Genomic DNA, 12,374 nt, shown 5'->3' on the forward strand with positions numbered 1-12,374 from the left:
GCCACCAGCCTGCCCACCTGCAGAAATGACCGCCCCCGAATGAGCCGAAAGGGTCCGTCAGCAAGCTGACGGACCCTCACGCAAGATCGAGGCTAACGTGCCGGGGTTCTTCTTCCCGCTTCTCAGCCTCGGCACGGGAGCGTTCCTCGCGATGCTTACGCCGCCATTCAGCAGTCATGGTGATGGGCATCGCGGGGGCAGGAGTGCACAGCACGGCGGTCACTCCTTCGGACAGTTGACGTGGCGGTAAACGACGACGGGTGCCCCGGATTGCCTTTCGAGGCGTCCTCGACGCACCTGTTCAAGCGGCTTAATCGAATTCAGGCACGCGGGGCACGTCTCGCCCCGAGGGGCGTACGTGACGTACTCCCACTGCTTCGCGTCCGTCGTCTCTGTCGCCTGGCTCGCCATGTCCCCGGCCTCTCTGATGCTCCCTCTCTGAGGCTCCATGCTCGGGGTGGTCGCCGGGACGTAGGAACCTCGTACGTTTCCCACTTTGGGACGTCCCACGGGGTGTAGAACGTCCCTGGAGAGCGACCGGGCCGACCCCGGGAAGGATGCGACCGTATGCCAGGCAACGAGCGGTTACGAACCACGATGGCGGCAGGGGGTTGGACTCACGCCAGTCTCGCGGCCGAAGTGGGCATAGATCCCAAGTCAGTTGAGCGATGGGTGAACCTTGGCAGGGTGCCGCGTCGGGCAACCGCTGTGAAGGCTGCTGAGGCTCTGGGAGAGGACATGCACGCGCTGTGGCCTGCCCTGCGGCAGGCTCGTTCGGCGCGGGCGGTGAGTCCCGAGCTGGTGGCCTTGTACGAGCAGCGGGCGGATCTTCCGGTGTCCGTGTTCGTTGATCTGCTGTCGTCGGCGCGTGAACGTATCGACGTGCTTGTGTACGCGGCCGTGTTCCTGCATGAGGCATACCCCCGGCTCAATGACCTACTTCGAGAGAAAGCCGGTGCAGGCTGCTCGGTCCGCATCGCCCTGGGGGACGCTGACAGCCCCAACGTGAAGGCGCGGGGGCTTGAGGAACGGTACGGCCACGGCATCGAGTCACGGTGTCGCCTGGCCTTGATGCACTACCGACCGTTGGCCAACATCCCGGGCATTGAGCTCCGGACGCACGGGACGACGCTCTACAACAGCTTGTACCGGGTGGACGATCAGATGCTGGTCAACGCCCATGCATGGGGCGTGAACGCGTACGGGGCGCCGGTGTGGCACCTGCGACACGTCGAGGGTGGCCGCATGTTCGCTGCGTATGCGGAGAGCTTTGATGCCGTCTGGGAGACGGCCCGACCTGTGGAGTCTGCCTAGATGGCCCGTAAGGAGTTCTACGACGACCCTGCGGCCCCGAAGCCGAACAGCTTGGTTGTGGCGGCGTCAGCGGTGGTCACGGACGACGAGGGGCGCATCCTCCTTCAGCGCCGGTCCGACTCGGGGAAGTGGGCACTGCCGGGTGGAGGCATGGAGATGATGGACAGCTTGCCCGGCACGGCCGTGAGAGAGGTCAAGGAAGAGACCGGCCTGGACATTGAGATCACAGGTCTCGTCGGCACCTACACCGATCCCCGGCATGTGATCGCGTATAGCGATGGGGAGGTGCGCCGACAGTTCAACGTGTGCTTCCGAGCCCGCGTTCTCGGCGGGGACCTGACGATCTCGGATGAGTCGACGGAGCTTCGGTGGGTCGACCCAGAGGAGCTGGAAGGCTTGGACATGCACCCCACACAGCGGCTCAGGATTGGGCACTTCCTTGAGGGTCGGTCGACGCCGTATCTGGGATAGAGGCCCTCAGACTTGCTCGCTTTGATTCCTCGGGCGCACCCGCGCTGATCTGCGATCGGGCGCCTGCCTGGTCAATGGGCGATGCCTCCGTGCCAGGAGCAGGTGCCGCGACCAGTGGAGTGGCTGATGCTGCCGTCCGAGCAGACAGTGACGGCAGGCGGCGCGAGCGTGGGGACCGTGAACGTGGGGGTTGGCCACGCTGTGGGTGTGGCATGCCGGTAGGCGGATGCCGCCCTGTTCCAGCATTCGGCGAAAGTGCCCCATGTGCCGTCACCGCAGTCTTGTTCAGCTGGTTCAAGCGACTCTCGGATGCTGGGCGGCGGGGTGGGCGTCCAGGTGAAGGCGGGTTCGCTGGGGGTCGTGTAGGCCGGCGGGTCCGTGGTCGGTCCGGTGTGTGCGATCCAGAGGGCAATGGCGGCGATGGGGCCGACGCAGACTAGGAAGCCGATGACGGCCTCTTTGCGACTGTCTCTGTCCATGGAATCCCCCAGGTGCGGCGTCTCATCATGTCGCAGACCACCGTTCGGCGAGGGGTAGTCGAGTGCTTCGCTGCGCCCCGAACTTCCCCGAATCGCCATCACCGCCGGAGTGCGGCCCCACACGGTCCCGTAAGGGCCGCTCATGGTCCGTGGGGGTGCCGCTAGAACGACAGAGCCCCCGGCAACTCGCCAGGGGCTCTCTGCGGTGTCGCTGCCGGGTCAGCCCAGGCCGGGACCCCGCACCGGGATGCTGGTGAACGTCGGCTGAGAGAGTTGCTGCGGGCTGAAGAAGTCGTTGCCCTTGTCGTCGACCACGATGAACGCCGGGAAGTCCTCGACCTCGATCTTCCAGACGGCCTCCATGCCGAGCTCCTCGTACTCGACGACCTCGACCTTCTTGATGCAGTCCTGCGCGAGACGGGCGGCCGGGCCGCCGATCGAGCCCAGGTAGAAACCGCCGTGGGACGCACACGCATCCGTGACCTGCCGGCTCCGGTTGCCCTTCGCCAGCATCACCTTGGAGCCGCCCGCTGCCTGGAACTGCTCGACGTAGGAGTCCATACGGCCGGCCGTCGTCGGACCGAAGGAACCGGAGGCGTAGCCCTCGGGGGTCTTGGCCGGGCCGGCGTAGTAGACCGGGTGGTCCTTCAGGTACTGCGGCATTTCCTCGCCCGCGTCCAGCCGTTCCTTGATCTTGGCGTGGGCGATGTCACGGGCGACGACCAGCGGGCCGGAGAGGGACAGGCGGGTCTTCACCGGGTACTTCGTCAGCTCCGCCAGGATGTCGTCCATCGGCTGGTTCAGGTCGATGCGTACGACGTCGCCGTCCTGCTCGAGGTGCTCGTCGGTCGTCTCCGGCAGGAACCGCGCCGGGTCCGTCTCCAGCTGCTCCAGGAACACGCCCTCGGCGGTGATCTTCGCGACCGCCTGGCGGTCGGCCGAGCAGGAGACCGCGATCGCGACCGGGCAGGACGCGCCATGACGCGGAAGGCGGACCACACGGACGTCGTGGCAGAAGTACTTGCCGCCGAACTGGGCACCGATGCCGATCTTCTGGGTGAGCTCGAAGACCTTCTCCTCCAGCTCCTTGTCCCGGAAGCCGTGCCCCAGCTCGGAGCCCTCGGTGGGCAGCTCGTCCAGGTAGTGCGCGGAGGCGTACTTCGCGGTCTTCAGCGCGTACTCGGCGCTCGTACCGCCGACGACGATCGCCAGGTGGTACGGCGGGCAGGCGGCCGTACCCAGCGAACGGATCTTCTCCTCCAGGAACTTCATCATGGAGGCCTCGTTCAGGACGGCCTTCGTCTCCTGGTAGAGGAAGGACTTGTTGGCGCTGCCGCCGCCCTTCGCCATGAACAGGAACTTGTACGCGCCGCCGTCCGTCGCGTACAGCTCGATCTGTGCGGGGAGGTTGGAGCCGGTGTTCTTCTCGTCCCACATCGTCAGCGGGGCCATCTGCGAGTAGCGCAGGTTCAGCCTGGTGTACGCGTCGTAGATGCCGTGGGAGAGCGCCTTCTCGTCCTCGCCCCCGGTGAGCACGTTCTGGCCACGCTTGCCCATGACGATCGCCGTGCCCGTGTCCTGGCACATGGGCAGCACACCCGCCGCCGCGATGTTCGCGTTCTTCAGCAGGTCGAGGGCCACGAACTTGTCGTTCGCCGACGCCTCGGGGTCGTCGATGATGCGGCGCAGCTGCGCCAGGTGGGCCGGACGCAGATAGTGCTGGATGTCGTGGATGGCCTCCTCGGCCAGTTTGCGCAGCGCCTCCGGCTCCACCTTGAGGAACGTCCGCCCGTCGGCCTCGAAGGTGGAAACACCCTCGGAGGTCACCAGCCGGTACGGGGTGGTGTCCTCTCCCGTGGGGAGCAGATCGGTGTACGCGAACTCAGGCATCTCGCCCATTCCTCACTCGACAGACGCGCGACTGGTCACGACAGACGCGGCGGCTGGCCTCCGTTGGCAGCGTCCACCAGCGTAGAACCTGCCGGGGACGGGGAGCCTGTGAGGTAAGGCTCAGTTGGCCGGTTCCCGGTTGTCCACAGGCCTAGTCGCGATCTATCGCGTTTGGGTACGCTGCTGCCGTGGACCTTCAGAAGCACGCCCAGCAGCAGGGCACGACGCCGCGCGTCACCGAACTGCGCGCTTCGGACGCCGACCGTGACCGCATCGCCGACATCCTGCGCGACGCCCTCGCCGAGGGCCGCCTCACCGCCGAGGAGCACGCCGAGCGTGTGGAAGGCGTGCTCGCCGCCAAGACGGTCGGCGAGCTGGAGGTCTTCATACGGGACCTGCCCGCCGCCCACCAGTACCCCACAGCCTCGGCGTACGCGCCCAACCGTCCCACCGCCGGTGCGATACCCCCCAACCCGGACGACAACGTGGTCGCGGTCTTCAGCACCGCGGTCCGCAAGGGCCGGTGGCGCGCCGGGCGCCGTATCCATGCGTACGCGATTTTCGGCACGGTCGACATCGACCTGAGCGAGGCGCTCTTCGAGTACCAGCAGGTCGTGATCAAGGCGATCTCGGTGTTCGGCAATGTGGAGATCCGTGTCCCGGAGAACGTTTCGCTGCGCGGCACCGGCGGCGGCGTACTGGGCAACTTCGAGGTGAGCCCGCTGGATGTCGACGATCCGAACGCGCCCGTCGTCTTTGTGGACGGACTGGCCGTACTCGGAAATGTCGAGGCGAGGCCCACAAGGGGCAAGCTGGTCGCGGACATCCTCGATCGTGTGTCCGGCAAGGTGGACAAGGCTTTGCGCAAACACCTGGACCGTTGACGCTTGTGAATTCAGTCGCATCCGAAGCGAACCGGTCCCGTTGTGACGGCATCAACACCCCCTGGAATTCCAGCGGTTCGGAACTCAGTGCATAGGCGCGCGCACAGCGGGTAGGCCTTGCTGCATCGTCTCTCGCTCGCGAAGCCGTCGTCAGGAGTAGACCGTGCTGCAACCGCCGCATTCGTCCCTGCAGGTCGCTGAGGTTCCGCACCAGCGGGTGCCAGTGCGCGACAGGGATCAGGACGCCCCATGGCATACGGAGGCGGTGTGCCGGCGCGATGAGGCAGGCCTCTTCTTCGCCCCCTCCAAGGAACCCACTGCGGCCCGGCTGTCCCGCGAGGAGGCGGCCAAGCGGGTCTGTGCGCGCTGCCCCGTGATGGTCGAATGCCGGGAGCACGCGCTGCTGCAGCCCGAGCCGTACGGGGTGTGGGGCGGCCTCACGGCAGCCGAGCGGCGCGTGGTCCTGGCCCGGCGCCGCCGCCGGGAGATGGAGCTGCAGAAGGCCGCGCGGGGGGCGATAGCCGCGGCCGGCTGAGACACAGCAGAAAGGGCGCGCTCTCCGCACAGAGCGCGCCCTCCCGTGTTCCCGAGCAGTTCCCGAGCATGTTCCCGCGAAAGCCGTCTTCCCGGCTGCTTCCTGCGAGCTGCTGCTTACGGGCTGCTCCTTCCCGGTTGCTTCTTCCGGGCTGCTTCGCTATTTCGCCCGGTCGAAGTCGACCGCGCTGTACGCGCGCAGCTTGCTCAGCCGGTGCACGGAGTCGATCCGACGCACCGTGCCGGACTTGGAGCGCATGACGATCGAGTCGGTGGTGGCGGTCTCGGAGCGGTAGCGCACACCCCGCAGCAGCTCACCGTCGGTGATGCCGGTCGCGACGAAGAAGACGTTCTCGCCGGAGACCAGGTCGTCCGTGGTCAGCACCCGGTCGAGGTCATGGCCCGCGTCGATCGCCCGCTGCCGCTCCTCGTCGTCCTTGGGCCACAGCTTGCCCTGGATGGTGCCGCCCAGACACTTCACGGCGCAGGCGGAGATGATGCCCTCGGGCGTACCGCCGATGCCGAGCAGCAGATCGATGCCGGTGCCCTCGCGCAGCGCCAGGATGGAGCCCGCGACGTCGCCGTCCGAGATCAGCTTGATGCGCGCACCGGTCTCCCGGACCTCCTTGATGAGGCCCTCGTGACGCGGCCGGTCCAGGATGACGACGGTGACGTCCTCGGGTGCGGACCGCTTGGCCTTGGCGACGCGGCGGATGTTCACCGACACGGGTGCGTCGATGTCGACGAAGTCGGCGGCCTCGGGGCCGGTGACCAGCTTGTCCATGTAGAAGACGGCGGACGGGTCGAACATCGTGCCGCGGTCGGCTGCGGCGAGCACCGCGATCGCGTTCGGCATGCCCTTGGCGGTGAGTGTGGTGCCGTCGATCGGGTCCACGGCGATGTCGCACTCGGGGCCGGTGCCGTCGCCGATCCGCTCTCCGTTGAACAGCATCGGGGCCTCGTCCTTCTCCCCTTCGCCGATAACGACGATGCCGTTCATCGACACGGTGTGGACGAGGGTCCGCATGGCGCGTACCGCGGCGCCGTCGGCGCCGTTCTTGTCGCCGCGGCCGACCCAGCGGCCTGCGGCCATCGCGGCGGCCTCGGTGACCCGGACCAGTTCGAGCGCGAGGTTGCGGTCGGGGGCCTCGGAGGGGACTTCGAGTTCGGTCGGCAGATGATGATTCTCGGTCATCGGAGCGCACCTTTCTGATACGACGACGGCCGGCTGAGGGTGGTGCCCAAGACTCTATCGTTGGGCAGACAAAATGAGCAGGGGGCCCCACGGATGAGCAGACCCCTGCACCTGCGACGATAGGGGCGTGGCAGGTACGAAAGGCAAGCAGAAGACGGTCCGGGACATGCTCCTCTCCCTGGGCCTGATCGGGCTGATGGCGGGCGTCATCTATCTCTTCATCCCGCACGACGACCACGCTCCCGATCTCAAGCGGGTGGACTACCGCGTCGAACTGCTCACGGCCCGCCGCGCGGCAACCTACCCGGTGGCGGCGCCCGAAGGCCTGCCCGACACCTGGAAGCCCACCTCGGTGCGCTTCCAGGGTGACCACTTCGACGCCTGGCACCTCGGCTTCCAGGACCCCACGGGTCAGTACGTGGCGATCGAGCAGTCGACGCAGAAGGCGGCCACGTTCATCGACGAGGCCAGCCAGGGCGCGGAGGAAACGAAGGTCACGCAGGACATCGGCGGCCGGACGTGGCAGCGCTACACCGGCGGCCGCTACGACGCGCTCGTGTTCAGGGACAAGGGCTCCACGACCGTGGTGACCGGTACGGCGTCGTTCGCGCAGCTGACGAAGATGGCGGAGTCGCTGAAGACGAAGTGACGCCTCTGCGGGCCTGGGCGATGAAAGAGGGCCTTCTGTGCCAGGCCCATGAAAACTCTGTGCCTGGCCGATGAAAAAGGGCCCCCGGCGTTGCCGGGGGCCCTTGTCATGGGGACGGGGGTGCGTCTTTCCGTGGGACTTTCCGTGGGACTTTCCGTGGAACGGGGGATACGTCCCGTGCGCGTCCGCAGACGGACGGCTCAGACCGTGGTGACGACCTCGTCGAACGCCAGGCGCGGGGAGCGCGGGTACGAGGCGCCCTCGCCCGGCTTGCCGATGTTGACGACGATCAGCGGCCGGTGGTCGTCGTCCAGGAACTCCTTGCGGATGCCCTCGGCGTCGAAGCCGGTCATCGGGCCGGCGGCCAGGCCGGCGGCGCGGATGCCCACGATGAAGTACGCGGCCTGCAGGGCGCCGTTCAGCGTGGCGGAGCCCTCACGGGCGGAGCGCTCGGCGAAGAACAGGTCCTTGGCCTGCGGGAAGGCCGGGAACAGGGTCGGCAGCTCCTCGTGGAACTCGTTGTCCGCCGAGAGGATCGCGACCAGCGGGGCGGCGGCGGTCTTGGCCTGGTTGCCCTCGGACATGTGCTGCACGAGGCGCTCACGGGCCTCGGGGGTGCGGACCAGGGTGATGCGCAGCGGCGTCTGGTTGAAGGCGGTCGGGCCGTACTTGACCAGGTCGTAGATCGCCTGCACCTGCTCGTCGGTCACCGGCTCGTCGGTGAAGGCGTTCGCGGTGTGGGCCTCGCGGAACAGCAGGTCCTGGGCGGCGGGGTCAAGAACGAGAGACATGGGGGAACCTTCTCGGGATGCGTGTCGGATCCGGGAGGGATCGTCGGACGACAACGACGGTACGGAGAGAAGGTTTAAAGTTCAAAGAAAATCGGGGGTGTAGTGATCGACTTCACAGAGCACGGGGGGCGGAGCCGAACGGGGTTGTGGGCACGCGGCAAGTTCACCCGGAACCCTCGGTGCCCTCGTCCTCCGTCTCCTCCTCGGCGAGCGCCGCGTCCAGCCGCTTGCGCGCGCCCTCCAGCCACGTCCGGCACACCTTGGCCAGCTCCTCCCCCCGCTCCCACAGCGCCAGGGACTCCTCGAGCGTCGTACCACCCGCCTCCAGGCGCCGTACGACCTCGATCAACTCGTCCCGCGCCTGCTCGTACCCGAGCGCCTCGTCCGTCTTGCTGGTCATGTGCCCACCCTAAATTTTCTCGACACTTCTCGGCCCGTAGCGTGCTATTTCTCGACCCGTACCGTGAACTCGCCCTCGGCCACCCGCGCCCGCAGCGCCTCCCCCGCCGACACCTCGTCCGGGGTGCGGACGACGTGCCCGTCGGTCTTCTGCAGCACCGCGTAGCCTCGCTGGAGCGTCGCAGCCGGTGACAGGGCCACCACGCGCGCGTGCGTGTGCGCGAGCTCCGACTCGGCCCGGTCGAGCAGATGCCCGAGCGTGCGCCGGCCACGGTCGACCAGCGAGGCAACCTGGTCCGCCCGCTCGTCGATCATGCGGTGCGGATCCTGAATCGAGGGCCGCGCCAGCGCGTGCGCGAGCCCCCGCTCCTCGCGCTCGACGAACGCCAGCACGCACCGCCGTGCCCGGTCCCGCAGCGCCTGGACGCGCTGCAGCTCCTCGCCGACGTCCGGCACGACCTTCTTGGCGGCGTCGGTCGGGGTGGAGGCGCGCAGGTCGGCGACATGGTCGAGCAGGGGATTGTCCGGCTCGTGCCCGATGGCCGACACGACGGGCGTACGACAGGCCGCCACCGCCCGCACCAGCTGCTCGTCGGAGAACGGCAGCAGGTCCTCCACGCTGCCGCCGCCGCGCGCCACGATGATCACGTCGACGTCGTCGAGCGCGTCCAGCTCCTTCACGGCCTGGACCACCTGCGGTACGGCGTGCACGCCCTGCACGGCGACGTTGCGCACCTCGAAGCGGACGGCGGGCCAGCGGTGCCGCGCGTTCTCCAGCACATCGCGCTCGGCCGCCGAGGCCCGGCCGCAGACGAGCCCGATGAGCTGCGGCAGGAACGGCAGCGGTTTCTTGCGCTCGGGCGCGAACAGTCCCTCGGCGGCGAGGGACTTCTTCAACTGTTCCAGCCGGGCGAGCAGTTCACCGACGCCCACGGGCCGTATTTCGGCGGCCCGCAGGGAGAGCTGACCCCTGGGGGCATACCACTCGGGTTTGGCGTGCACGACGACACGGGCGCCCTCGCTGACGACGTCGGCGACGGCGTCGAACACCTGGCGGTAGCAGGTGACGCCGACGGAGATGTCGTACGACGGGTCGCGCAGCGTCAGAAAGACGACGCCGGCGCCGGGCCGCCGCGACAGCTGGGTGATCTGCCCCTCGACCCACACGGCCCCGAGCCGGTCGATCCACCCCCCGATGAGCCGCGACACCTCACCGACGGGCAGGGGAGATTCCGCGGACGTGTTCACAGCCATGCGCCCGAGCGTAATGGCCACGACCGACAACACCGGTCGGCACGACCGGCCTGCCGGCCCCTCGAAGAGCCTTCCGGGAGCCTTCGAGGCGCCTTCGAGGACCGGGTCGTTCGAAGGAGGCGATCTCCGACCCGCCGGGCCCCCGGCCTTACGATGGTTCGCATGACCGCTTCGCCTGGCCGCCGTGTTCTGCTCGCCGCCCCCCGGGGCTACTGCGCGGGTGTCGACCGTGCCGTGATCGCCGTCGAGAAGGCCCTGGAACAGTACGGGGCCCCCATCTACGTCCGCCACGAGATCGTCCACAACAAGTACGTCGTGCAGACCCTGGAGAAGAAGGGCGCGATCTTCGTCGAGCAGACGGAGGAGGTGCCCCCGGGAAACATCGTCATGTTCTCCGCGCATGGCGTCGCACCCACGGTCCACGAAGAGGCCGAGCAGGGCCGGCTCGCCACCATCGACGCGACCTGCCCGCTGGTCACCAAGGTCCACAAGGAAGCCGTCCGCTTCGCCAAGGAGGACTTCGACATCCTCCTGATCGGGCACGAGGGCCACGAAGAGGTCATCGGCACGTCCGGCGAGGCCCCGGACCACATCCAGCTCGTGGACGGCCCCGAGGACGTCGCGAAGGTCGAGGTGCGCGACCCCTCCAAGGTCGTCTGGCTGTCGCAGACCACGCTCTCGGTCGACGAGACCATGGAGACGGTCGACGCGCTCAAGGAGAAGTTCCCGCAGCTGATCTCCCCGCCCAGCGACGACATCTGCTACGCCACGCAGAACCGCCAGCTCGCGGTGAAGCAGATGGGCGCCGAGGCGGACCTGGTGATCGTGGTCGGCTCCCGGAACTCCTCGAACTCCAAGCGGCTGGTCGAGGTCGCCAAGCTCGCGGGCGCGCGCGAGGCCTACCTGGTGGACTTCGCCGACGAGATCGACGAGGCATGGCTGGCGGGTGTGTCGACCGTCGGCGTGACCTCGGGCGCCTCCGTCCCGGAGATCCTGGTCGAGCAGGTACTGGAGTGGCTCGCAGGGCGCGGCTTCGAGGACGTCGAGATCGTCAAGGCGGCCGAGGAGTCCATCACCTTCTCGCTTCCCAAGGAACTCCGCCGCGACCTGCGCGAGGAGGCCGCGGCACTTGTCGCGGAGCGCACCGGCGAGAAGTGACGGAGCGCGCGGAGGCGCCCTGGATCCTGTCGTTTGACGACAGGGCCTGAGGGAGAGGCTGTCGGGAAGAGGCCGTCGGCCGTACGACGTACCGTGGTGCCCATGCAGATCTTCGGCTTGGACATCGGCGGATCGGGAATCAAGGGCGCTCCCGTGGACCTGGACCGGGGCGACCTGGCGGAGGAGCGCTTCAAGGTGCTCACTCCGCACCCGGCGACGCCCGCCGGCGTGGCCGACGGGGTGAAGGAGGTCGTCGGCCACTTCGGCTGGACGGGCCCGGTCGGCATCACGTTCCCCGGTGTGGTCACCGGCGGCTCCACGATCCGTACGGCGGCCAACGTCGACAGCAGCTGGATCGACACGGACGCGCGCGCCCTGTTCAGTGAGCGTCTGGGCGGCCTCCCGGTGACCGTGCTGAACGACGCGGACGCGGCGGGCGTGGCCGAGATGCAGTTCGGCGCGGGCCGCGACCGCCGAGGCACGGTCATCCTGCTCACGCTCGGCACGGGCATCGGCAGCGCCCTGTTCGTCGACGGTGTCCTCGTACCGAACACCGAACTCGGCCACCTGGAGCTGGGCGGCCACGACGCGGAGAAGCGCGCCTCCACGAAGGCCAAGGAGGACCACGAACTGACGTGGGAGCACTGGGCGCGCCGCGTGCAGAAGTACCTCGCCCACGTGGAGATGCTGTTCTCCCCGGAGCTGTTCGTCATCGGCGGGGGCGTCAGCCGCAAGTCCGAGAAGTTCCTGCCGCTGATCGAGGGCATCAAGGCGGAGATCGTCCCGGCGCAGCTGCAGAACAACGCGGGCATAGTGGGGGCGGCGATGAGGGCGGCGAAGGCGGGGAAGGAAGGGTAGGGCCACGGCCCGGCGGCCGTGGGTCAGCCCGTCCTTCGGCGCTGAGCCGCCCGCCGGCGCACCATCCGCTGCCTGCGCACGATCGCGATGACGCCTGCCACGAGCGTGCCGCCGTAGAGCCAGCCCGCCTGGGTGGCGAGCCCGGTGACCAGCCCCATCAGGCGTTCGGCGAGCCCGCTGTCGCCGTCGGCCACGGCCGGCAGACCGACGGCGAAGCCGATGGGCACCACCACGGGTGCGGTCAGCAGGTCCCCGCGCCGCACCCACAGTGCGGTCAGTGCGGCCACGGGCAGGAACAGCACGCCGTAGACCGTGAAGGACGCCCCGAACAACAGGTGGACGAGGCAACCGAGCACAAACATCACCGCTGCGCAGAACAGCCCGCCGCCGAGGCCCGTGAGCCGCGGGTTGGGCAGCCGCCGCGCCGCCTGGACGAGCGGTACGGCGTTCCCTCGTGCGGGCGCCGGACGCCGCTGGGGAGTGTGGGGAGCATCCGTG

At 68.4% G+C, this 12,374-nt stretch carries 14 protein-coding genes; 7 read left to right on the plus strand and 7 right to left on the minus strand.

Going from position 1 to position 12,374, the window contains the following annotated elements; genetic code table 11:
- Window positions 1-597: 597 nt before the first annotated feature.
- Window positions 598-1,314: a helix-turn-helix domain-containing protein gene (locus ABT186_RS45710; RefSeq protein ID WP_502973525.1), complete on the plus strand. Its 717-nt coding sequence runs from the start codon at window positions 598-600 to the stop codon at window positions 1,312-1,314.
- Window positions 1,315-1,785 carry an NUDIX hydrolase gene (locus ABT186_RS45715; RefSeq protein ID WP_351221802.1) on the plus strand — a complete coding sequence of 157 codons (471 nt, stop codon included), beginning with the start codon at window positions 1,315-1,317 and terminating at the stop codon, window positions 1,783-1,785.
- A gap of 71 nt (window positions 1,786-1,856) precedes the next feature.
- Here ABT186_RS45715 and ABT186_RS48220 read toward each other — a convergent pair whose 3' ends face one another.
- Together ABT186_RS48220 and ABT186_RS45720 are read right to left on the minus strand one after the other, a co-directional pair.
- Window positions 1,857-2,408, minus strand: a complete 552-nt coding sequence (locus tag ABT186_RS48220) for a DUF3761 domain-containing protein (protein WP_502973523.1) — start codon at window positions 2,406-2,408, stop codon at window positions 1,857-1,859.
- A 75-nt stretch (window positions 2,409-2,483) separates the two neighbouring features.
- Window positions 2,484-4,154, minus strand: a complete 1,671-nt coding sequence (locus tag ABT186_RS45720) for a fumarate hydratase (RefSeq protein ID WP_351221803.1) — start codon at window positions 4,152-4,154, stop codon at window positions 2,484-2,486.
- Between the two features lie 188 nt (window positions 4,155-4,342).
- On the opposite strand from ABT186_RS45720, the gene ABT186_RS45725 reads away from it, so the two are divergent.
- Both ABT186_RS45725 and ABT186_RS45730 read left to right on the plus strand, forming a co-directional pair.
- Complete coding sequence (locus ABT186_RS45725; RefSeq protein WP_351221804.1) at window positions 4,343-5,038, plus strand: DUF1707 SHOCT-like domain-containing protein; 696 nt, start codon at window positions 4,343-4,345, stop codon at window positions 5,036-5,038.
- A 163-nt stretch (window positions 5,039-5,201) separates the two neighbouring features.
- Complete coding sequence (locus ABT186_RS45730; protein ID WP_351930337.1) at window positions 5,202-5,573, plus strand: WhiB family transcriptional regulator; 372 nt, start codon at window positions 5,202-5,204, stop codon at window positions 5,571-5,573.
- A 159-nt stretch (window positions 5,574-5,732) separates the two neighbouring features.
- On the opposite strand, the gene glpX is transcribed toward ABT186_RS45730, so the two are convergent.
- Complete coding sequence (gene glpX, locus ABT186_RS45735) at window positions 5,733-6,767, minus strand: class II fructose-bisphosphatase (protein ID WP_351221806.1); 1,035 nt, start codon at window positions 6,765-6,767, stop codon at window positions 5,733-5,735.
- Between the two features lie 127 nt (window positions 6,768-6,894).
- Between glpX and ABT186_RS45740 the strand changes: the two genes are divergently transcribed.
- On the plus strand, window positions 6,895-7,416 hold the full coding sequence (locus ABT186_RS45740; RefSeq protein WP_351930339.1) for a DUF4245 domain-containing protein: 522 nt from the start codon (window positions 6,895-6,897) through the stop codon (window positions 7,414-7,416).
- Window positions 7,417-7,616: 200 nt separating this feature from the next.
- On the opposite strand, the gene ABT186_RS45745 is transcribed toward ABT186_RS45740, so the two are convergent.
- The 3 genes from ABT186_RS45745 to xseA all read right to left on the minus strand — a co-directional run bounded on the left by ABT186_RS45745 (window position 7,617) and on the right by xseA (window position 9,860).
- Complete coding sequence (locus ABT186_RS45745; protein ID WP_351221808.1) at window positions 7,617-8,207, minus strand: malonic semialdehyde reductase; 591 nt, start codon at window positions 8,205-8,207, stop codon at window positions 7,617-7,619.
- A gap of 163 nt (window positions 8,208-8,370) precedes the next feature.
- Window positions 8,371-8,607, minus strand: coding sequence for an exodeoxyribonuclease VII small subunit (locus ABT186_RS45750; RefSeq protein ID WP_351221809.1), 237 nt, complete (start codon window positions 8,605-8,607; stop codon window positions 8,371-8,373).
- 44 nt (window positions 8,608-8,651) lie between these two features.
- Complete coding sequence (gene xseA / locus ABT186_RS45755) at window positions 8,652-9,860, minus strand: exodeoxyribonuclease VII large subunit (RefSeq protein WP_351221810.1); 1,209 nt, start codon at window positions 9,858-9,860, stop codon at window positions 8,652-8,654.
- Window positions 9,861-10,013: 153 nt separating this feature from the next.
- Here xseA and ABT186_RS45760 point away from each other — a divergent pair, with 153 nt between their 5' ends.
- Together ABT186_RS45760 and ppgK are read left to right on the plus strand one after the other, a co-directional pair.
- Window positions 10,014-11,018 (plus strand): 4-hydroxy-3-methylbut-2-enyl diphosphate reductase, encoded by a 1,005-nt coding sequence (locus ABT186_RS45760; RefSeq protein WP_351221811.1) that lies wholly within the window; start codon window positions 10,014-10,016, stop codon window positions 11,016-11,018.
- 102 nt (window positions 11,019-11,120) lie between these two features.
- A complete protein-coding gene (gene ppgK, locus ABT186_RS45765) occupies window positions 11,121-11,876 on the plus strand; it encodes a polyphosphate--glucose phosphotransferase (RefSeq protein WP_351221812.1) in 756 nt (251 codons plus the stop codon).
- 23 nt (window positions 11,877-11,899) lie between these two features.
- Here the strand turns inward: ppgK and ABT186_RS45770 are convergent.
- Window positions 11,900-12,374, minus strand: a 475-nt coding sequence (locus tag ABT186_RS45770) for a DUF6542 domain-containing protein (RefSeq protein ID WP_351930341.1), incomplete at its 5' end; no start/stop codon positions are given.

This window comes from Streptomyces sp. NPDC001634 (assembly GCF_040298185.1).
Lineage (GTDB): Bacteria > Actinomycetota > Actinomycetes > Streptomycetales > Streptomycetaceae > Streptomyces.

Excerpts from the sequence above, each read along its gene's own strand:
- ABT186_RS45710 (WP_502973525.1), top strand. The coding sequence starts at position 598 with ATGGCGGCAGGGGGTTGGACTCACGCCAGTCTCGCGGCCGAAGTGGGC.
- ABT186_RS45715 (WP_351221802.1), top strand. The coding sequence starts at position 1,315 with ATGGCCCGTAAGGAGTTCTACGACGACCCTGCGGCCCCGAAGCCGAAC.
- ABT186_RS48220 (WP_502973523.1), bottom strand. The coding sequence starts at position 2,408 with ATGAGCGGCCCTTACGGGACCGTGTGGGGCCGCACTCCGGCGGTGATG.
- ABT186_RS45720 (WP_351221803.1), bottom strand. The coding sequence starts at position 4,154 with ATGCCTGAGTTCGCGTACACCGATCTGCTCCCCACGGGAGAGGACACC.
- glpX (WP_351221806.1), bottom strand. The coding sequence starts at position 6,767 with ATGACCGAGAATCATCATCTGCCGACCGAACTCGAAGTCCCCTCCGAG.
- ABT186_RS45745 (WP_351221808.1), bottom strand. The coding sequence starts at position 8,207 with ATGTCTCTCGTTCTTGACCCCGCCGCCCAGGACCTGCTGTTCCGCGAG.
- ABT186_RS45750 (WP_351221809.1), bottom strand. The coding sequence starts at position 8,607 with ATGACCAGCAAGACGGACGAGGCGCTCGGGTACGAGCAGGCGCGGGAC.
- xseA (WP_351221810.1), bottom strand. The coding sequence starts at position 9,860 with ATGGCTGTGAACACGTCCGCGGAATCTCCCCTGCCCGTCGGTGAGGTG.
- ABT186_RS45760 (WP_351221811.1), top strand. The coding sequence starts at position 10,014 with ATGGTTCGCATGACCGCTTCGCCTGGCCGCCGTGTTCTGCTCGCCGCC.
- ppgK (WP_351221812.1), top strand. The coding sequence starts at position 11,121 with ATGCAGATCTTCGGCTTGGACATCGGCGGATCGGGAATCAAGGGCGCT.